This window comes from Vibrio sp. 10N.286.51.B11, assembly GCF_041469245.1.
Taxonomy (GTDB): domain Bacteria; phylum Pseudomonadota; class Gammaproteobacteria; order Enterobacterales; family Vibrionaceae; genus Vibrio; species Vibrio crassostreae_C.
In genome coordinates this window covers 78,653-98,894 of sequence record NZ_JBFRKI010000005.1, presented here as the reverse complement: position 1 = coordinate 98,894, position 20,242 = coordinate 78,653, and the positions used below count along the sequence as shown (strand labels likewise).

The 20,242-nt window shown below is 45.2% G+C and carries 19 protein-coding genes; 6 read left to right on the top strand and 13 right to left on the bottom strand.

Annotated elements, in window-relative coordinates; genetic code table 11:
- Positions 1-12 precede the first annotated feature (12 nt).
- The 7 genes from pyrB to aspA all read right to left on the bottom strand — a co-directional run bounded on the left by pyrB (position 13) and on the right by aspA (position 10,500).
- On the bottom strand, positions 13-942 hold the full coding sequence (pyrB, locus tag AB4154_RS02495; protein WP_004729720.1) for an aspartate carbamoyltransferase: 930 nt from the start codon (positions 940-942) through the stop codon (positions 13-15).
- 493 nt (positions 943-1,435) lie between these two features.
- The gene (locus tag AB4154_RS02490) at positions 1,436-2,446 is read right to left on the bottom strand and encodes an ornithine carbamoyltransferase (RefSeq protein WP_017062722.1); all 1,011 of its coding nucleotides are present in this window, start codon (positions 2,444-2,446) and stop codon (positions 1,436-1,438) included.
- Between the two features lie 141 nt (positions 2,447-2,587).
- Positions 2,588-3,499, bottom strand: a complete 912-nt coding sequence (gene arcC, locus AB4154_RS02485; protein ID WP_017062723.1) for a carbamate kinase — start codon at positions 3,497-3,499, stop codon at positions 2,588-2,590.
- A 73-nt stretch (positions 3,500-3,572) separates the two neighbouring features.
- Entirely contained in the window at positions 3,573-4,796 is a 1,224-nt protein-coding gene (gene arcA, locus AB4154_RS02480; protein WP_017062724.1) for an arginine deiminase, read from the bottom strand.
- A gap of 805 nt (positions 4,797-5,601) precedes the next feature.
- Positions 5,602-7,050 carry a YfcC family protein gene (locus AB4154_RS02475; protein ID WP_017068849.1) on the bottom strand — a complete coding sequence of 483 codons (1,449 nt, stop codon included), beginning with the start codon at positions 7,048-7,050 and terminating at the stop codon, positions 5,602-5,604.
- A gap of 510 nt (positions 7,051-7,560) precedes the next feature.
- On the bottom strand, positions 7,561-8,868 hold the full coding sequence (locus AB4154_RS02470; RefSeq protein WP_017061168.1) for an anaerobic C4-dicarboxylate transporter: 1,308 nt from the start codon (positions 8,866-8,868) through the stop codon (positions 7,561-7,563).
- 180 nt (positions 8,869-9,048) lie between these two features.
- Positions 9,049-10,500, bottom strand: coding sequence for an aspartate ammonia-lyase (gene aspA / locus AB4154_RS02465; RefSeq protein ID WP_017063668.1), 1,452 nt, complete (start codon positions 10,498-10,500; stop codon positions 9,049-9,051).
- A gap of 284 nt (positions 10,501-10,784) precedes the next feature.
- On the opposite strand from aspA, the gene AB4154_RS02460 reads away from it, so the two are divergent.
- Positions 10,785-11,309 carry an FxsA family protein gene (locus AB4154_RS02460; RefSeq protein ID WP_012604974.1) on the top strand — a complete coding sequence of 175 codons (525 nt, stop codon included), beginning with the start codon at positions 10,785-10,787 and terminating at the stop codon, positions 11,307-11,309.
- Positions 11,310-11,444: 135 nt separating this feature from the next.
- On the opposite strand, the gene trmL is transcribed toward AB4154_RS02460, so the two are convergent.
- The 4 genes from trmL to AB4154_RS02440 form a co-directional block, all read right to left on the bottom strand.
- Positions 11,445-11,924, bottom strand: a complete 480-nt coding sequence (trmL, locus tag AB4154_RS02455; RefSeq protein WP_009844716.1) for a tRNA (uridine(34)/cytosine(34)/5-carboxymethylaminomethyluridine(34)-2'-O)-methyltransferase TrmL — start codon at positions 11,922-11,924, stop codon at positions 11,445-11,447.
- A gap of 77 nt (positions 11,925-12,001) precedes the next feature.
- Positions 12,002-12,619, bottom strand: coding sequence for a superoxide dismutase (locus AB4154_RS02450; RefSeq protein ID WP_372122106.1), 618 nt, complete (start codon positions 12,617-12,619; stop codon positions 12,002-12,004).
- A gap of 76 nt (positions 12,620-12,695) precedes the next feature.
- Positions 12,696-14,075 (bottom strand): envelope stress sensor histidine kinase CpxA, encoded by a 1,380-nt coding sequence (gene cpxA, locus AB4154_RS02445; RefSeq protein ID WP_102333890.1) that lies wholly within the window; start codon positions 14,073-14,075, stop codon positions 12,696-12,698.
- On the bottom strand, positions 14,075-14,764 hold the full coding sequence (locus AB4154_RS02440) for a response regulator (RefSeq protein ID WP_017061163.1): 690 nt from the start codon (positions 14,762-14,764) through the stop codon (positions 14,075-14,077). Before AB4154_RS02440 ends, cpxA begins: the two co-directional genes overlap by 1 nt.
- A gap of 178 nt (positions 14,765-14,942) precedes the next feature.
- Here AB4154_RS02440 and AB4154_RS02435 point away from each other — a divergent pair, with 178 nt between their 5' ends.
- The 3 genes from AB4154_RS02435 (at position 14,943) to pfkA (ending at position 17,805) form a co-directional block, all read left to right on the top strand.
- Complete coding sequence (locus AB4154_RS02435; protein WP_017063671.1) at positions 14,943-15,452, top strand: CpxP family protein; 510 nt, start codon at positions 14,943-14,945, stop codon at positions 15,450-15,452.
- Positions 15,453-15,616: 164 nt separating this feature from the next.
- Positions 15,617-16,525, top strand: coding sequence for a CDF family cation-efflux transporter FieF (gene fieF / locus AB4154_RS02430; protein WP_050649603.1), 909 nt, complete (start codon positions 15,617-15,619; stop codon positions 16,523-16,525).
- Between the two features lie 317 nt (positions 16,526-16,842).
- The gene (gene pfkA / locus AB4154_RS02425) at positions 16,843-17,805 is read left to right on the top strand and encodes a 6-phosphofructokinase (RefSeq protein WP_017061160.1); all 963 of its coding nucleotides are present in this window, start codon (positions 16,843-16,845) and stop codon (positions 17,803-17,805) included.
- 149 nt (positions 17,806-17,954) lie between these two features.
- Here pfkA and tpiA read toward each other — a convergent pair whose 3' ends face one another.
- The gene (tpiA, locus tag AB4154_RS02420) at positions 17,955-18,725 is read right to left on the bottom strand and encodes a triose-phosphate isomerase (RefSeq protein ID WP_017061158.1); all 771 of its coding nucleotides are present in this window, start codon (positions 18,723-18,725) and stop codon (positions 17,955-17,957) included.
- A 249-nt stretch (positions 18,726-18,974) separates the two neighbouring features.
- Between tpiA and AB4154_RS02415 the strand changes: the two genes are divergently transcribed.
- Both AB4154_RS02415 and AB4154_RS02410 read left to right on the top strand, forming a co-directional pair.
- Positions 18,975-19,322, top strand: coding sequence for a 5-carboxymethyl-2-hydroxymuconate Delta-isomerase (locus AB4154_RS02415; RefSeq protein WP_017061157.1), 348 nt, complete (start codon positions 18,975-18,977; stop codon positions 19,320-19,322).
- 45 nt (positions 19,323-19,367) lie between these two features.
- Positions 19,368-19,796 carry a DUF805 domain-containing protein gene (locus AB4154_RS02410; protein ID WP_017063673.1) on the top strand — a complete coding sequence of 143 codons (429 nt, stop codon included), beginning with the start codon at positions 19,368-19,370 and terminating at the stop codon, positions 19,794-19,796.
- Between the two features lie 61 nt (positions 19,797-19,857).
- Here the strand turns inward: AB4154_RS02410 and AB4154_RS02405 are convergent, their stop codons facing one another.
- Positions 19,858-20,205: a DUF3135 domain-containing protein gene (locus AB4154_RS02405; protein WP_017061155.1), complete on the bottom strand. Its 348-nt coding sequence runs from the start codon at positions 20,203-20,205 to the stop codon at positions 19,858-19,860.
- Between the last annotated feature and the right edge of the window lie 37 nt (positions 20,206-20,242).

Sequence of the window (20,242 nt, the reverse complement as noted above, 5' to 3'; positions counted from 1 at the left end):
TGTATCTCCTGCTTATAAAGTGTCGTTTAGAACTAGGGCTAATAAAGCTTCACGTGCATACACACCGTTTTCAGCTTGTTCGAAGTAGTAAGCGTGTGGCGTTTTATCGACGTCAGTTGTGATTTCGTCGACACGTGGCAGTGGGTGAAGCACCTTCATGTTTTGGCGAGCGTCTTTCAGCGTATCGGCCGTCAGAATGTAAGCCGATTTCATGTGCGCGTATTCTGACGCATCAAAGCGCTCTTTCTGTACGCGAGTCATGTACAGAACATCCAGTTCAGGCACCACTTCTTCAATGCTGCTGTGGGTGCTGTATTGGATGCCCATCTCTTCCAGTTCTTCACAAATGTAATCCGGCATGGCTAACACTTCTGGCGCGATAAAGAAGAAACGCACGTTGTTGAATTTTGATAGTGCTTGCGTCAATGAGTGCACGGTGCGGCCATATTTTAGGTCGCCAACAAATGCCACATTGAGGTTGTCGAGCGTGCCTTGCGTCTCGTAAATCGAGAATAGATCCAACAAGGTTTGCGTTGGGTGCTGATTGGCACCGTCGCCACCATTTACAATTGGCACACCGTTAGAGAACTCAGAGGCTAAACGTGCTGCGCCTTCTTGTGGGTGACGCATCACAAAGGCGTCAACGTAAGAAGAGATAACCTGTACCGAATCGGCAAGTGTTTCGCCTTTTTTCGCCAGCGATGTGTTACCGCCATTATCAAAACCGATGACCGTGCCACCTAGGCGTTGAACTGCGGTTTCAAATGAAAGGCGAGTTCGAGTTGAAGGCTCAAAGAAGCAGCTCGCAACCACCTTATTTTTCAGCAGCTCTGGGTTTGGCTCTGCTTTGAGTCTTGCTGCAGTATCGACGATAAGCTCCAGTTCATCACGAGAGAGCTCTGGAATGGAGATGATGTGCTTGTTAAATAACGAATGCGCCATAACGGGTCTTCCTTTTTCTATGCATACAGTCAAATTGCGGACAAAAAAAAAGCCCCCTAAAAATAGGAGGCTTCGAAACGATCAATAGAGCAAAATAAAAATGACACCACCGCCACTCTTTGGCGTGTAGTTTGACAATCATGTGCGACAGAATTGCAGTTCATTTTTTGCTCTCTTAAGACAAATTGCGGAGGATTATACTCAGATAAAAACGGCATGCAATACTTTCTGTAAAGTATTCATTTAATGGATTTTTATGCGAAATAACCTCTACATTTTGCTTTGATTTAAGCCCTTGTTGAAACAGAAAATCTCAGGGTTTTTGGGGCGATAATGCCCTCAAGTACATGAAAAAAAATGCGGGCTTTATCCAAGGGCTAAATCCCAAGTTCGCCGCCCGCATTTCCCTGTCATTACACTTAACTTGTCAATGTCTCGCGAACAAGTGAGTGCTTAACTTCTTAGTTGTTTCGATTCTTAGCTGTTTAGGTAATTAACTGCCTAGTGTTGCAACCATTACTGCTTTGATGGTGTGCATGCGGTTTTCAGCTTCATCGAACACGATAGAGTATTCAGACTCAACTACCTCATCAGTCACTTCCACACCGTCTTTTAGCTGTGGATATTCAGCCGCAAGTTGTTTGCCTACCGTGGTATCTTCGCCATGGAAAGCTGGCAGACAGTGCATGAATTTCACATGTGGGTTACCCGTTGCTTTCAGCATTTCCATGTTCACTTGGTAAGGCATCATTAGGTTGATACGCTCAGCCCATGCTTCTTTCGCTTCGCCCATAGATACCCAAACGTCGGTGTACAGGAAGTCACAACCTTGCACGCCTTCTTGAACATCTTCAGTCAGTGTAATTTTGCCACCTGTGTGCTCTGCGATTTCACGACACTGAGCCAATAGTTCTTCTTGTGGCCAGAACTGTTTTGGAGCAACAAGGCGAATGTCCATGCCCATTTTCGCTGCGCCAACCATCAGAGAGTTACCCATGTTGTTGCGAGCATCACCTAGGTAAGCAAAGCTGATTTCATGCAGTTGTTTACCACGGCCGTATTCCGTCATGGTTAGGAAGTCAGCAAGAATTTGTGTAGGGTGGAATTCGTCAGTCAGACCATTCCATACTGGAACTCCAGCGTAAGCGCCTAGCTCTTCAACAATCTCTTGACCGAAGCCGCGGTATTCAATGCCATCGTACATACGGCCAAGAACGCGAGCGGTATCTTTCATTGATTCTTTGTGGCCAATTTGAGAGCCAGATGGGCCTAAGTAAGACACGCGAGCGCCTTGGTCGAATGCCGCTACTTCGAATGCACAGCGAGTACGAGTTGAGGTTTTCTCAAAGATAAGCGCAATGTTTTTGCCAGTTAGTGTTGGCTGTTCGTAACCGTTGTACTTCGCTTTTTTTAGCTCCATAGAAAGATCTAATAAGTGTTGAATTTCGCGTGGAGTGAAATCTAGTAGTTTTAGGAAGTTACGATTGCGTAGGTTAAAAGCCATGATGTATTCCTTCTTAGATTTAGGCGCTTTCTTGTTACAGGGAAAGAAAATTCAAGAAAGCGCGATTCAATTTTTGTGTATTAATTTCAGTTCAAACGGTGATTCAGTTTTCTCGCAAGGTTTGAAAAGCTCGCGAGTAGATTAATCTTTGGTGATGTTGGTGCCCGCCAAGCCTTGCAGGATTTGCAAACCATCTTCGAGTGCACCAATACCGACGACTTTGCCGCCTTGCTGAATGAATTCGCACGATGCTTCAATTTTTGGTCCCATAGAGCCTGCATCAAATTCGAATTTCGCCAGTTCACTTGGTGTGGTGCTGCGCAGTGCGTGTTGAGTCGGTTTGCCCCAATCAAGGTAAACAGCGTCCGCGTCGGTCAAAATAAGCAGTGCATCCGCATCCAGTTGTTTCGCTAAGAAAGCCGCTGACATGTCTTTGTCGATAACCGCTTCAACACCCACTAATTTGCCGTTCTCTTTTTTCACTGGGATGCCACCGCCGCCAGTACAAATCACTAGGTGGCCTGCATCGATAAGTTGGGTGATCGCTTCGTGCTCAACAATGCCAGTAGGGCGTGGGCTTGGCACAACGCGACGGAAGTGTTGGCCGTCTGGTTTGACGATCCAGTGGAATTTCTCCGCCAATTCACGCGCTTCCGCTTCTTCGTAGATCGGGCCAATCGGCTTCGTTGGATCGGCGAATGCAGGATCGTTTGGATCAACGGTCATTTGCGTCAACATGCACGAGATGTTGCGGTTAGGTAGATAGTTCTTGAACTCTTGCATCAGCATGTAGCCGATCATGCCTTGAGTCTCACTGCCCAATACATCTAGCGGATACGGGTTTACTTTTTTGTATTCCAAACCTTGCAGAGCCAGTAAACCAACTTGTGGGCCATTACCATGTACTAGAACCACGTTGTACACTTTCGCGATTTCAGAGATGGTTTTAACCGCTGTTTCAATATTACGGCGTTGAACATCGGCTTCTAACGGCTCACCGCGACGAAGTAAGGCATTACCGCCGAGTGCAACAACAACAGTTTGCTTAGTCATAATTGTGTTCTCTCATTTTGGCCAAGCTGAGATTATTTAAGATCATTCAACTTGGCCGTTTTCGTCTTAGTGATTAGATACCATCACGCTCAATTGGGCAGCTCATGCAGCGTGCGCCACCGCGACCGCGGCCAAGTTCATCTCCAGGGATAGGAAGAACTGTGATGCCTGCTTTATCGTATTTTTCATTGGTGTAGGTGTTGCCTTCGTAGCCAATCACAACGCCAGGTTTAACCGTTAGAACGTTGTTTGCATCGTTCCACTGCTCACGTTCTGCATGGAAGTTGTCACCACCGGTCGTGATTAGGTTTAGCTTGTCTACGCCAAGTGCTTTTTCGATAGCTGTTACGAAGTAGCCTTCTTCTTTCACTTTCACTGCGCCAGACTCATCACCAGTTAGGTTCCAGCACTGTACGTCTTTACTCACCACTTCAGGGTAAACAGAGAACGTATCTTCGTTCATGTGCGTCATAACGGTGTCTAAGTGCATGCAAGAGCGGTGTTTTGGTAGCTGCATTGCGATAACTTGTTTCGCTTGACCGTGTTTGAATAGGCTAGATGCTAAGTGCTCAACACCTTGTGCTGTTGTACGCTCAGACATACCGATAAGAACCGTACCGCGACCGATTACAAGAACGTCACCGCCTTCAATGGTTGAGTTGTCGTAGCTGATGTTTTCTTCATCGCCGAAGTACTTAATGAAGTCTTGGCCAGCAAATGTTGGGTGCCAGCGGTAAATAGCGCGAACGTGGTTGGTTTCACGTTGACGAGCAGGTTTCGCCATCGGGTTGATGGATACGCCACCGTATACCCAGCAAGATGTGTCACGAGTAAATAGGTGGTTTGGTAGCGGTTCGATAATGAAGTCGGTTGGTGCGTGCATGCCTTGCATCATTGAAGATGATTTCATTGGCATCTCAGCGTAAGACAGACCACCCGTTAGGATTTTTGCTAGTTCTAGGTTTGGTAAGTCGCCCAAGTAGCAGCGCACATCGTTAGCAAAGGTTTTGCCTAAGCGGTAATCAGAAACTTGATGATTCAAAAGCCAATCTTTCGCTTCTGGCACTGCTAGCGTGTCTGCTAGTAGGTCAGTAAGAAGAAGAACTTCAACACCTTGATCACGCAGCGTTTGAGTAAATGCGTCATGCTCTTTACCAGCACGTTCAACAGCCAGTACGTCATCAAATAGTAAATCGTGACAGTTAGAGGGTGTTAGGTGAGTCAGTGCGCGTCTTGGACGGTGAACTAGAACGCGGCGTAATTGACCTATTTCAGAACCTACATAGAACTTACTCATGATCGTCTCTCTCTTATATATTTGAATTACTTTTATCGCTAAGAGTAATTATTTATTTTCAGTTGAGAAGAATGAATTATTTATTCATATCTCTTGTCTGGAATTAATATTACGCCTGCTAGTCAGGTATTCTTAGAGATCTATCACAAATCGTTTTTTATCCCGCAGCCCTTTAAAATTAAGGGTTTTAACAAACTTTATGCACTTTCAGTTATGAATAATACATTCTAAATAGTTAGCAGTTAGGGAACTTTATGCACGCTTTTTTGACGAAACTTACTAGAATCTAATTTACGAGGGATTATATGCAGAATAGTTTTATTGATAAGAGTGTACTTAGCTTGGAAGTATGCAGTGTTTTTATTTAGATATTTAATTTTGGATGTGGAATTAATTGTTTATTAACAAAGTAAATGCGAATAAAGCTGTTGCGATCACATTTTAAAATCGGCTGTTTAAGTGTGTTTTTTGATAGAAAAGGGCATTAATCCTCGTCTGTTTATTAGGCTATTAATTACTTTAAATATAATTAACGCTAATAAGTGACTAACTATTTGTTTAAACATCATGGTTGAAAATAGAGTGTTATTTCATCAAGAAAATTAGATGTTTAAAAGTAGGATTGATTCTTCTATTGCGAGTGCTTTGAGTTTGGTTGAGCTTGGCTACGAACAGAAGAACCTTGAATATCGCGTGTATGGCTTTGAGGAGCTGTTTCAGTGGCAGAGGGTTACATTGAGAGGGAACAATAAAAAAGCCGCTGTGAGAAGCGGCTTTGGATGAGAAAGGAGTGAAGTGCTGTTAGTTAGATCAGCGCACCAATACTCAGTACAACAATGCAGAACACCATCAATATACCGACTAGTGGCATCACCCATTTAACCCAGCGCACGTAAGGGACACGAGCAATCGCCAAACCACCCATCACCACCGCGGAGGTTGGGGTGATTAGGTTCACCAAGCCAGATGCAGATTGGTACGCAGTGATAACCAAGTCACGACCTACGCCAGCAAAGTCGGCCAGTGGTGCCATGATTGGCATGGTCAGTACCGCTAAGCCAGAGGTCGATGGCACTAAGAACGACAGTAGAATCTCTAAGAAGAACATCACGTTAATGAAGATAACCGAAGAAAGCCCCGTTACCATCTGTTCTGCTGAGAAGAGAATGGTATCGGTGATCATACCGCGGTCCATCACCACTACGATACCACGTGCAATACCTATGATGAGCGCAACGCCAAGTAGGTCGCGGGCACCATCAATGAAGCTGGTGGTAAACTCTTCTTCGCTCATGCGAGCCACAATACCAACGATGATGGTTGCTGCTAAGAACATCGCTGAGATCTCAGCCATCCACCATCCAGCAACGGATACACCATAAATCATTACAGCGAACGAGCCACCAAAAATGGTCAGAATCAGTTTGCGAGTCGCGGTGAATTCAAGTTTTTCGCCGCTCGCATTACCTAAGAAGTGCGCTTTGTTCTCTTCGTATTTGTCGTAGACAATTGATGTTGTTGGATCGGCTTGAACCATTCTTGCGTAACGCATTACGTAGACAACACAAATACCCCAACCAATAATCAACATCGCAATGCGCAACACGATACCGTCTGTAAATGGAATACCAGAGGCGTTGGCAGCGATCACGGTTGCGAATGGGTTAATCGTTGAACCCAGCACCCCAATACCTGCACCAAGCAGTACGGTCGCAGCGGCAACAAGAGGGTCAAAGCGAGCTGCCATCATTACCGGCACTAGCAATGTATAGAAGGGCAGTGATTCTTCCGCCATGCCGTAGACGGTACCACCTGCGGCAAATAGCGCCATCAGTATTGGTATCATCAACTCTTCTCGCCCTTCTAAGCGGGCGGTGACGCGCTCGATACCGGCATCAATGGCACCCGTTTTGGTTACTAGCCCTAAGAAGCCACCAATGATTAAGATGAACAGCGAAACGTCGATAGCCGCCGCTTCATAGCTATTGTGGTCATAGAAGCCGTCAATAGGCGCGAGCAGTACATCAATCACGCCTTGAGGGTTACCTTCTACCGCTTGATAGGTTCCGGTTACGGGTACTTCTCGGCCTAGCTCTTCATTCATTGCACGGTCGTATTGGCCTGCTGGAACAATCCAGGTAAGCAGTGCGACGAACGCAATCAGAATAAATAGAATGGTGTAGGCAGAAGGGAATTTAAAGTTGGCAAAGAAGCCGCCCTTTTTTTTCTCGCTTGGTATCGTTTGAGTTGTCATGGCTATCTCCTTACATCATCTTAAATAGAAGTGATGTGAATTAGCGACTAATGATTTATAGATTGTAAATACACGGACACTTATAAAGCACTCAACGATATAAAGTTGCTGACTTTAAATTAAGGTTGTTTTTATATTTACTAATCCAAATGAAGTTAGATTTAATTTAGCTGCGGTTATTTTATTCCTTACTCCGGTATTTAAGTTTGGTGCTGTTCACAAAAATAATGGCTAATGAAAGGGCTAAAAAATGGCAGAAAATCGTCAAGGTTTTTTGGTTAGTTAGCTTGGATTAATATTCGTTGTGGATTAACTGGAAGTGGAAGGAGATTGATTTGGTAGGTGTTGTTTATGATTAGGCAGAATAATCTTGGAATTTTATTCAAACTTTATTTTTAGGCGGTTTTTAAAGTTTATAATGGTTATTTGATGCGTATCAAATAACACATTGAGCAGAAAACAAAAAAGGAAGCCGAAGCTTCCTTTTAAATGTTCAATCACCAGCGAATGTTAGATAAACAGACCGCCGAATGCGAAGCCGAGTGCTACCGCAGTACTGATTGTTACCACACCTGGAATGAAGAATGGGTGGTTGAATACGTAGTTACCGATACGCGTTGAGCCTGTGTCATCCATCTCAACCGCTGCTAGTAGCGTAGGGTAAGTTGGAAGTACGAACAGCGCACTTACCGCAGCAAAAGAAGCAACGGCTGTTAGTGGTGCTACGCCAATCGCTAGTGCTGCAGGCATCAGTGCAACTGTTGTTGCGCCTTGAGAGTAAAGCAGCATAGAAGCGAAGAACAGAACAAGAGCCAGCATCCATGGGTAGTCAGCCAGTAGAGCGCCTGCTACGTCTTTGATTTCAGCAACGTGTGCGTTTACAAACGTTGAACCTAACCAAGCCACACCAAGTACACATACACATGCCGTCATACCAGAACGGAACGTTGGTGCTGAAGAAATCTTCGCTGCATCAATCTTAGTGAACATCACGATAGCCGCTGCTGCTGCCAGCATTACAGACATGATCGCTTCGTTACGACCTAGCGCCGGGTTTTCAATTAGGCCAACAGAGCTAGAGATAGCCGCTGCGTAACAAACCACGAAACCAATTGCAGCTAGGAAGATGTACGTTGCTTTCTTCGCTGTAGGTAGAATTTCGCGTTTCTCTTCTGTTGCTAGCTTGATTAGACCTTTCTCTAGACGTTCTTGATAAACAGGATCGTCTTTCAATTCGCTACCCATGTAGTTAGCAACAACCGCACCAACCATACAAGCGATGAAGGTTGTTGGGATACAAACCATCAATAGCGTTAGGTAATCAACACCAAATGGTGCCAACATTGCTGCGAAAGCCACAACTGCAGCCGAGATTGGCGAAGCTGTGATAGCAATTTGAGAAGCGACAACTGCGATAGACAGTGGACGAGAAGGACGAACACCTTGGCCTTTCGCTACTTCTGCAATAACAGGAAGCGTAGAGAATGCTGTGTGACCAGTACCCGCCATTAATGTCATTACAAAGGTCACAATCGGCGCGTAAAAGGTGATGCGTTCAGGGTGTTTACGCAAAAAGTTTTCGGCAATTTGTACCAACCAGTCCATACCGCCAGCAACTTGCATTGCAGCAATTGCGGTGATAACTGACATGATGATCAAGATTACGTCGATCGGGATGAAAGATTGGCTTGTTGGAACGCCAAGAATAAGTGAAAGGGCAATAACACCAGCACCACCGGCAAAACCAATACCGATACCGCCAATTCTGGCCCCCAAAAAGATAAAGAGCAGGACGACAAACAGTTCTACTGCAATCATAAGTAACACCTCATTTAGATTTTATTATGTGAACATTCGCCGCTGGAATGTTCACATAATAGTTCTATGGTTTAGATTCAATTTGGCAAAAGCGCAACCAACGGAAATCCACAAAATAATCATGGTTAACCGTATTGGAGCCTAAAAAAGGGCTCCGTTTGGAACCCTTTCTCGCTAACTTTATTCGTAGCGCTTCGCTTTATACTGAGGATGCATCAAATTTTCAACAGAGAAAATGTCATCAAGTTCTTCTTCGGTCAATAAACCGCGTTCTAGAACTACATCACGAACACTCTTACCTGTTTCTGCACAGATCTTACCAACAATGTCACCTTCGTGGTGGCCAATGTATGGGTTTAGGTAAGTGACGATACCGATAGAGTTAAATACGTGCGCTTCACATACTTCTTTGTTCACCGTAATGCCGTCTACACACTTGTCGCGTAGGTTCACACAAGCGTTTGTTAGGATGTCTAGAGACTCAAACATGCTTTGTGCAATAACAGGTTCCATTACGTTCAGTTGAAGTTGACCACCTTCCGCAGCGAAAGAAACCGTGTTGTCGTTACCTAGAACTTTGAAGCAAACTTGGTTTACTACTTCAGGTACAACTGGGTTTACTTTAGCAGGCATGATTGAAGAACCTGCTTGCAGTTCAGGTAGGTTTAGCTCGTTCAAACCAGTACGTGGACCTGAAGAAAGTAGACGCAAGTCGTTACAGATCTTAGATAGCTTAACTGCTAGACGCTTAAGTGCGCCGTGCGTCATTACGTATGCGCCACAGTCAGACGTTGCTTCGATTAAATCTTCAGCCGCTACACACTCTAGGCCTGTTACTTCTGCTAGGTGTTTCACTGCTAGGCCTTGGTAACCCGGTGCTGCGTTCAGACCTGTACCGATAGCCGTTGCGCCTAGGTTTACTTCAAGCAGTAGTTTTGAAGTGTATTCTAGGTTTTTGATTTCTTCATTGATGGTTACAGCCCAAGCGTGGAACTCTTGGCCAACCGTCATTGGAACTGCGTCTTGAAGCTGAGTACGACCCATCTTCAAAATCGTGTTGAATTCTTGGCTCTTAAGCTCGAATGCACCTTTTAGGTATTCGATCGCATCAATCAGTTTACGAACGCTGTTGTAAACAGAGATACGGAAGCCAGTTGGGTAAGCACAGTTTGTAGATTGGCTGCGGTTTACATGGTCGTTCGGGTTGATGAACTCGTATTGGCCTTTTTCTTTGCCCATAAGTTCAAGAGCCACGTTCGCAACAACTTCGTTTGCGTTCATGTTTACAGAAGTACCAGCACCACCTTGGAAAACGTCCGATGGGAACTGATCCATGCACTTACCCGTGTCTAGAATTAGGTCACAAGCTTGGATGATGTATTTAGCCACTTCGCTTGGAATTACACCTAACTCTTTGTTTGCTAAAGCCGCCGCTTTCTTAGTCATCACCATACCGCGAACGAATTCAGGTACATCTGAGATCGTTACATTTGAGATGTTGAAGTTTTCAACTGCGCGTAGAGTGTGGATGCCGTAGTAAGCATCAGCCGGAACATGACGTTGACCTAATAGATCTTCTTCGAGACGAGTAGCTTGAGGAGCTTCAACTTGAGCTTCTGATTGAGTAGCCATAACAGGATCCTTAGAGAATTATTCTGATTATATAGTTAGTTATTAGCCTATTCTGTGTGCAAATACTCCGTTCGCTAGAATATTGGGCTGATAAATCCGTCCTGACTTATGTGGCACATGATACTGTACTTAGCGCATAAAAATATTAAGTGGATCACCTTTTTCGGTTTTGTTTCGTCAATATTTTGCAAAGTTATTCTTGGTCAATAAACACGCTTATTTACAGGATAAATTTGAGATTGTTAGGGCTTTCAGCGTAAACTGCAAGTAACAAAGGAGGGCGTGTGTTTCCTATCTTATTATTACTATTTATCTTCGTACCCATCATTGAGATTGGGCTATTTATTCAAGTTGGTGGCTTCTTAGGATTGTGGCCAACTATTGCGTTGGTTTTGATCACTGCATTTGTGGGTGCATCGCTGGTTCGTAGCCAAGGCATTCAGACACTTATGTCTGTGCAAGGTCGTTTGCAACAAGGCGAAATGCCAGCACAACAGATTCTTGAAGGCGTGATGCTTGCAGTTGCCGGTGTATTGCTGCTGACTCCGGGTTTTATGACGGACGCACTCGGTATGTTGGTATTATTGCCAGCACCAAGAGCGATGATTGCCAAGAAAATGATGGAAAAAATGGTGGTGACCAACATGTCTGGTGGTTTCCATGCCGGTGGACAAGCTGGTTTTGGCCAGAGCCCATTTGGACAAGACCCATTCAATCGCGATCCATCTGACCAATCAAAAGACGGCAACACCTTTGAAGGTGAGTTTGAGAAGAAAGACGACGACAACGATCGTAACCGCTTAAACTAATTAATTTTTTCTCTCTTTATATAGAGGGAAAACAGAAAAGGCTCTTACCTTTATCCTTCGCAAGAAAGTGATAATGGTAAGAGCCTTTTTATTGCGCATTAGCGATTACAGATAACAGGCAGTTTGAGCGTTCGGTTATACCGCGCCTTCAAAGCCCATTTGTCGCCATGCTTCAAAAGCAATGATTGCCACTGCGTTAGACAGGTTGAGGCTGCGTGCGTCTGGCATCATTGGAATACGAATACGTTGCTCCATTGGCATGCTTTCAATGAACTCAGCAGGCAGGCCGCGAGTCTCAGGGCCAAACATCAGCACATCGCCTTGTTGGAATTTCGCATCAACGTGGTGGCCTGTCGTTTTTGTGGTGCAAGCAAAGATGCGGAAATCACCCTCACGTTCATTCTCTAGATACTCAAGGAAAGCTTCTAGGTTCTTGTGACGCTTAACTCGCGCAAGGTCGTGGTAATCCAAGCCAGCACGACGAACCTTCTTCTCTTCAAAATCAAAGCCAAGCGGTTCAATCAGGTGCAGATTTGCGCCGCAGTTAGCACATAGGCGGATGATGTTACCCGTATTGGGTGCAATTTCTGGTTCGTATAGAGCGATATCAAACATGTTGGTTCACAAGAGTAATCAAAGATAGCCCGAGTATACGGTGGCAAGCTGAGTGAGTACAGTTCACCACCATTAGCTTATGCTTTATTCGCGAGTGCTTGTGCGTAGTTTTCAGAAACCGCCTTCCAATTCACCACATTCCACCATGCGTTGATGTAATCAGGGCGACGGTTTTGGTAGCTGATGTAGTAGGCGTGTTCCCAAACATCCAATGCAAGAATCGGCTCACCGTTGCTAGCGATGGTATCCATCCATGGGTTGTCTTGCTTTGAGGTCGAGATGATTTTCAGTTGCCCTTGCTCTACCACTAGCCAAGCAAAGCCGGAGCCAAAGGTATTGATCGCCGCTTGGGCGAACTGATCTTGGAATGTCTCGAAATCACCGAAGGTACTCTTGATAGCCTCACCAAGCTCGCCCGTAGGTTCACCACCACCGTCTTGCGACATGCAATTCCAATACAAGATGTGATTGTAGTAGCCACCACCATTGTTACGCACGTCAGGGCTGTGCTGAGATATGTTGGCAAAGATCTCGGTCAGAGATTGCTGTTCTAGCTCGCTGCCAGACACCGCCGCAACAAACTTATCGTAGTAGGTTCTATGGTGCTTGCTGTAATGCACTTCCATTGTCTTAGCGTCAATGTAAGGCTCTAGGGCATCGTAAGCGTAGGGTAAAGCAGGGAAAGTGTGCGACATGGTAAATCCTCCTTAATTAGAGGATTTACCATAATGATAATGACAATCATTATCAACTGTGATCTTTGTGGGGGTATTACACCGGTAAGATAGGCAGGGTGATTTCGAGTTGTAATCCACCGAGCTGGCTGCGGGTTGCGGTGATGGTTCCGCTGTGTTGGCGAATCGCACTTTCAGTAATGGTTAATCCAAGACCTGTGCCGCCGGTATTACGATCACGGGCAGTGGAAACGCGATAGAAAGGTCTGAAGATAGAATCCAGCTCATCCTCTGGTACACCATCGCCATTATCGTTCACACAAATCGTCAGCTGATCTTGAACCACATGGAACTGTACATCCACTTGGTCTTTACCGTAGTAGATGGCATTGCGTGTAATGTTGTCTAGCGCACTCATCAGCAGTTTAGGGTTCCCCGAAATAGAGCGTTCTGGGATCTCCGAGAACGTCAGTTGTTTGCCCATCTGTTCGGCTTCAAACTCTGCGTCTTTTAAGATCTCTTCCCATAGGCTCGAGATAGGCTGAACCTCACGAGTAATATGGCTGTCGACCTGCATACGAGATAGCGTTAGCAGCTCACTGATCATTTGTTCCAAACGCTGTGCTTCGGTATCAATGCGTTCTAACTCTTGGCTCTCGCCTTGTTTACGAATCGCCAGTGCATTGGCCATGCGAAGACGTGTCAGTGGCGAGCGCAGTTCGTGTGAGATATCAGAGAGCAGGCGTTGTTGCCCCGAAATCATCTGGTTTACCGCTTCTACCATCTGGTTAAAGCTTTCACCAGCTTGTCTGAACTCTGAAGTACCTTTTTCGAGTGTTGGATCGACCTCGAATTGACCTTTCGCCACGCGTTGTGCCGCGCGTTCTAGCCTGCGAGCGGGTTGACTCAGTGCCCAAGCTAACCAAAGTAATAGCGGGGTACTCGCCAACATCACGGCAAGCAATAGCTGCAGAGGTCTATCAAACAGGCGCAGTAAGAATGGCGGTGGTTGGTTCCACTTCACTCCGGCATACATCAGCAACTCTTCACCAGCGAGAGTAATTGGCACTGGCCCTGCGACCATGTAGTGTCCGTAGAGTTTTTGCTTCGGCATCTCAGGGTTATCAATCGAGGTAACAAAGTTACGAATCGCCTTTAGCTTATAGTCTGAATGCCTTTTCGAGGTAAGGACTGCGCCCTCAAGATCGGTCAGGTAGATGCGAGCTCTAGAATCCTTGCGGCTGCGTGGTGCCTCCAGTTGGAAGACAATCTTGCCCAGATTAGGTTCTTTGGCGTAGCGTTTCTCTGTGATTTTAGCGATACGCTCGAGTTTATCGAGGTGATCTGCGGGCACATCTCGCGCGACTCGAGGGTCTAAATGGGGAAGTGACAGCACCGACAAAAGCACCAGTAACATGGTGAACCAAAAGATAGCAAAGATACGTCCATATAAGCTGGTGATTTTAGGTATACGCATTAATCTTCCTCTACCAATAAGTAGCCACGGCCTCGTAAGGTTTTGATGCGTGATTTGCCGTCAGTGCGCTCAGGAATCTTCTTACGTAGATTAGAGATGTGCATGTCTATCGCGCGGTCAAACGCTGCGAGCCTTTTACCCAGCACATCCAAACTCAATGCTTCTTTGGTGATCACTTGCCCTGGGTTTTGGATAAGGTGACTCAGTAGGGCGAACTCGGTTGTGGTGAGGTCGATGAGCTCCCCATTGCAGTAGGCTTCTTGTTTGCCAGGGAAGACTTCGATGTCTTGATATTGAACTCTATCACTGGCCGCCTTAGGTGCGGTGTTGGTTTGAGTACGACGCAAGATAGCTCGAATACGCGCTAACAACTCTCGGTCACTGAAAGGTTTAGGCAGGTAATCATCCGCGCCAAGTTCAAGACCAATCACACGGTCGATCTCTTCGCCTTTTGCGGTCAGCATCAGCACTGGTGTTTCCCAATTTTCTCTCAGTTTCTTTAGTGTTTCCATGCCATTAAGACGCGGCATCATCACATCCAAAAGAATCAGGTCAATCTCATCATTGATAGCTTCCAGCCCTGCATAGCCATCATTGGCTTCGGAAACAGTGAAGCCCTCAAAGCTCAGAATGTCTTTGAGTAAGCTGGTCAACTCGGTGTCGTCATCAATAAGAAGAATGTTCGCCATTGGGAAGCCTTAATCATTTAGTTAGGTTAATAATACTGCTAATTATTCGTCAACTTTCACTCTTTACGATTCTTTACGCTTTCTAAACGTCACTTTACGAGGGAAAGACTAATCTATATTCAAGCGCTGAGAAACAGACGCAACACATGACTTATTATACCGAATTGAGGCAACAATTATGAAAATGACTAAGAAACTTGTACTAGCAGCTGCGGCACTTCCACTTATTTTTGGTACAGCAAGCGCGTATGCTTACGGTGGTGGTGATAAAGGTGACCACAAAGGTATGCACGACAAGTGTGGCGGTTTCGATAAAAAAGTAATGCGCCAACTAGACCTAACCGACGCTCAAAAAGAACAGTTAAAAGAGATGCGTGAAGCAGACCGTGCTGAGATGAAAGCAAAGCGCGGTGCAAACAAAACGGCAAAAATGGCGCAAATGAAAGCGCATCACGAAAAGGTTCAAGCATTGGTACTTGCTGACAACTTTGACGAAGCAGCAGCAAACGACCTAGCAAGCCAAATGGTTGAGAAGCAAACTGAGCGTCGCGTAGCAATGCTTAAGAAGCAACACCAAATGATGAGCGTACTAACGGCTGAGCAAAAGACTCAACTGAAAGAAATCCAACAAGAGCGCATGACTAAGTGTGCTGACAAAATGGGAAAACGCATGAACAAAGACAAGTAATTCATTGCTTGAAAAATCAGCGTTGAATGAAAGTGTTTAGAAAGAAGCGGCCGAGTGTCGCTTTTTTTGATCCTTAAAAATGAATGTTTTACATCATGGCTGTCATATTCAATTGGTGGTTTGCAGGTTATACTTTGTGCTATCAGTCACTTTATAGCCAAGTCATGAAACAAGAATACGCACGTTTAGTTACGCTCGCCGCTTGGGCAGCCACCACCATCGCCACTATTTTATTGATAGTGAAAGTCGCAGCTTGGTGGGTGACAGGTTCCGTGAGTCTGTTGGCTTCCGTCGTGGATTCAATGCTGGATATCGCGGCCTCTGTCGTTAACCTTATCGTGGTTCGTTACTCTCTGCAGCCTGCCGACAAAGAGCACACCTTTGGTCATGGTAAGGCTGAATCTCTCGCTGCATTAGCGCAGGCAATGTTTATTTCAGGCTCTGCATGTTTCCTTATTCTCAATGGTATTGAGCGCTTCTTCCGACCTCATGAACTGAACTCTCCAGAAATTGGTATCTACGTCAGCCTGTTCGCGATAGTGATGACCTTTGGTCTGGTTCGCTTCCAAAAACATGTGGTCAACAAAACGGGCAGCCAAGCTATTGCGGCCGACTCTCTGCACTATCAATCAGACCTTTATATGAACGCTGCGATCATGCTGGCACTGGCATTGAGCTGGTTTGGGATTGGTCAGGCGGACTCAGTATTCGCGGTCGGTATCGGTATCTACATTCTGTACAGCGCTTATCAAATGGCGATGGAAGCGGTTCAGTCTCTGCTTGATCATAAGCTGCCAGATGATGAGCTGAAACAGATTAAAGAGACATCATTGAGCGTGGAAGGCGTGTTGGGTGTGCATCAATTACGAACGCGTCGCTCGGGGCCAATACGCTTCATCCAACTGCATCTAGAATTGGAAGATAATATCCCACTTATTGAAGCGCATCGCATTTCTGACGAAGTAGAGGCTAAGCTTATCTCCGTGTTCCCTGATGCTGATGTATTAATTCACCAAGACCCGTATTCGGTCGTATTTGGACCAGAGAAGCAGCAGAAATTCCACTCGTGGTAATGCGTGCTAAAAATCAGCGGGCAAATGGTAAGTGAGTGGCTTTTGAACTAAAGTGAGTAAAAATTATTAACTGTTAGGTGATTCAAAAACCACCTTAGTAACAATTAATGTTGATTCTGATGTGAATCAACAAAGTTATTGAGTAAAACTGTAATACTCTTACAGAAGTAGAAATGTTACATAATTTTACGCGATTTGAGTGCTATTCCTGTTGAGGAAATGTAACATAACGCACAAATATAGATTTAAAATCTTGTTGATATACAATCAGCAAGAACAAGAATTGAATAATAGATTCCCAAAAATCGAGGGTGAGCATGATTAAGAAGATCGGTGTTTTGACCAGTGGTGGTGACGCTCCAGGTATGAACGCAGCAGTTCGCGGCGTTGTTCGTACTGCGTTATCAGTTGGCATTGAAGTTTACGGTATTTACGATGGCTACCAAGGCCTTGTTGAAGACCGTATCGAAAAGCTTGACCGTTCAAGCGTATCTGACGTGATCAACCGTGGTGGTACTTTCTTAGGTTCTGCACGTTTCCCTGAATTTAAAGACGTTGCTGTTCGTGAGAAAGGCATTGAGAACCTTAAGAAGCACGGTATCGAAGCACTTGTTGTTATCGGTGGTGACGGTTCTTACATGGGTGCTAAGAAGCTGACTGAAATGGGTTACCCATGTATCGGTCTTCCAGGCACAATCGATAACGATATCGCGGGTACTGACTACACAATCGGTTACCTAACAGCGCTTAACACTGTTATTGATTCAATTGACCGTCTACGTGACACGTCTTCTTCTCACCAACGTATTTCTATTGTTGAAATCATGGGCCGTCACTGTGGTGATCTTACGCTTATGTCAGCAATCGCGGGTGGTTGTGAGTACATCATTACTCCAGAGACTGGCCTAGATAAAGAACAGCTTATCAGCAACATCCAAGATGGCATTGCGAAAGGTAAGAAGCACGCAATCATCGCTCTAACTGAGCTAATGATGGATGCTAACGAACTGGCTAAAGAGATTGAATCTTCAACAGGTCGTGAAACTCGTGCAACGGTTCTTGGTCACATCCAACGTGGTGGTCGTCCTACTGCATTTGACCGTGTATTGGCTTCTCGCATGGGTAACTACGCTGTTCACCTTCTTCAAGAAGGTCACGGTGGTCGTTGTGTGGGTATCGAGAAAGAAGAACTTGTTCACCACGACATCATCGATTGTATCGAGAACATGCAGAATCCAGACCGTTCTGAGCTGTTCCGCGTTGCAGAAGAGTTGTTCTAAGCCACGCTTAGCGTTCTCTTAAAGAATTTAAAAACCGCTGATTATTCAGCGGTTTTTTTGTGCCTGCCGTTTGGGTTTCAGAAACGACAGGTAATAAAAAAGGCCAACCTAAGTTGACCTTTCATCTAATCTAAACGGTGAGGTTTAAATTAAGCTTTTGCTTCAGCTGCTGCTTTAGCGATAGCTGCGAAGCTTTTCGCGTCTAGAGCTGCGCCGCCAACTAGAGCACCGTCGATGTCTGGTTGTGCGAAGTAAGCTGCTGCGTTTTCTGGCTTAACAGAACCGCCGTATTGGATAACAACTTTCTTAGCAACTTCTTCAGATTTCTCTGCGATGTGTGCACGGATTTGAGCGTGGATGCGCTGTGCATCTTCAGCTGTAGCTGCTTTACCAGTACCGATAGCCCAGATTGGTTCGTAAGCGATGATAGCGCCTTCAAGAGCTTCAACACCTTGAGTGTTGATAACAGCGTCAAGTTGACGAGCACATACTGCAACAGTTTCGCCTGCTTCGTTTTGTGCTTCAGATTCACCGATACAAAGAACTGGAGTTAGGCCGTTCTCTTTTAGGAATGCGAATTTCTTAGCTACGAACTCATCTGATTCGTTGTGGTATTCACGACGCTCAGAGTGACCGATGATGATGTGAGATGCGCCGAACTCTTTAAGCATTGCTGGAGACATGTCGCCAGTGAATGCACCGCTGTTGTTTAGGTCAGAGTTTTGAGCACCTAGGATGATCGCGCTGCCCGCTTCAGTAAGCGTACGCTCTGCTAGATCAACGAAAAGTGCTGGTGGAGCAACTGCTACGTCTACGCCTGTTACGCCTTCAAGTTCAGCGTTAAGACCGTTTAGTAGATCAACAACCATTTCTTTGCTGCCGTTTAGTTTCCAGTTACCCATAACTACAGGATGACGCATAGGAATATCTCCAAAGTATTTAAATAAATCGAATGTAAAAAAGTAAACTTTATTACGAAATAATATAACAGATTAATATCAACAGATCATGACTGTGGTCATGACTTTCTTGGATCTTACTCAATGGTCAGAGTAGATTTTGAGCATATATCAGTGATCCGGCAGACAGAATAATAGCTAACTTCTCGGATTTTTCATCGTTAGTTGTTATTAAGGGACAAACGATTGCGTTAACAACAGGAAGTAACAATGCCGAATCTAGTTCTAGAGTACTCCAATTCAGTGGATGAGCGAGTAAATATCCAAGGCTTACTGGAAGATCTCCACCAAGTCGCTCTCACATGTGGCTTGTTTGATGTGCCATCAGTGAAATCTCGTTCACTGCGTTGCCATAATTGGTTGGTCGGTGATGAGGAAGATAGTGTAGACTTTATTCATATCAGCTTTGAGTTACTTTCGGGACGAACGGAAGAGCAAAAGCGAGAATTGTCACGATCGTTAATGCAGATCCTGCAAGAACAAGCGAGTCATGTAAGAAGCTTAACGGTGAATATTCGTGATATGGATAAAAGTTGCTTTCAAAAAGTAATAAACTAACCATTGCTGCTGACTTTTAGCGGCGTATAAATTTGAGTATTTAAGATGTCGATGAAAGAATTACTGCTCTCTTTCAAGGGGAGAATTGGTCGTAAGACTTACTGGATTTGGAATGTTTTCTACTACATAGCGATTACCGGTTTTGCTTCAGGTATCTCTGTGTTGTTCCCTGCTTACTCTTATATCCTGCTACCAATCATCCTATTGATGCTTGTGATCCCAGACCTTGCGGTAACCGCTAAGCGCTGGCACGACCGCAATAAGTCTAATTACTGGCTACTATTGAATGTGCCATTAGTATTGGGTCGTTTAGCTTCGCCAATGGTTGCAACGACGACAGAGCCGGTATCGCCAATTCATATGGCGGCAACCGTCGCGGCATTAGTGTGTGGTTTCTGGATTCTGATTGAGTGTGGTTTGTTGAAAGGTACAGAAGGCCGTAATGACTACGGCGAAGACCCATGTAAATATTGAACAGCGAACCAATAAGAAGGGGGCATTACGCTCCCTTTTTCTTTTTAGTGCTTTGCTAATTTCAGTACATTTTAGGTTCGGTATTCGGCTTAAAAGGCACGACATTTTCAGGCAGAGATTCTTCAAAGCCGCAGCGCCCTTCGAGTGCATCTTGGAACTTACAGACCTGACAGCGCAGCTCTTGCATGAGTACGACATTGGCGTGGTGTGGGTTTTTACAACGGCTAACCACTAAGTCGATGTGACTTTGCTGCGCACGAAGTCGGTCTTGCATCACGTCTGAAGCCGAACAAATCATCTGTTCGCACATCTCGTGTTTGAATTGATTGAATGCTTTCGGGTCGCTTTTCGCGAGTTGGACAAGTTCATCAAAGGGTGGCAGTTTTTGAGCGGGTTGTGGATGCGCCATCATTCCTTCCTTAGCATTAAGCGTGTTTCATATGCTC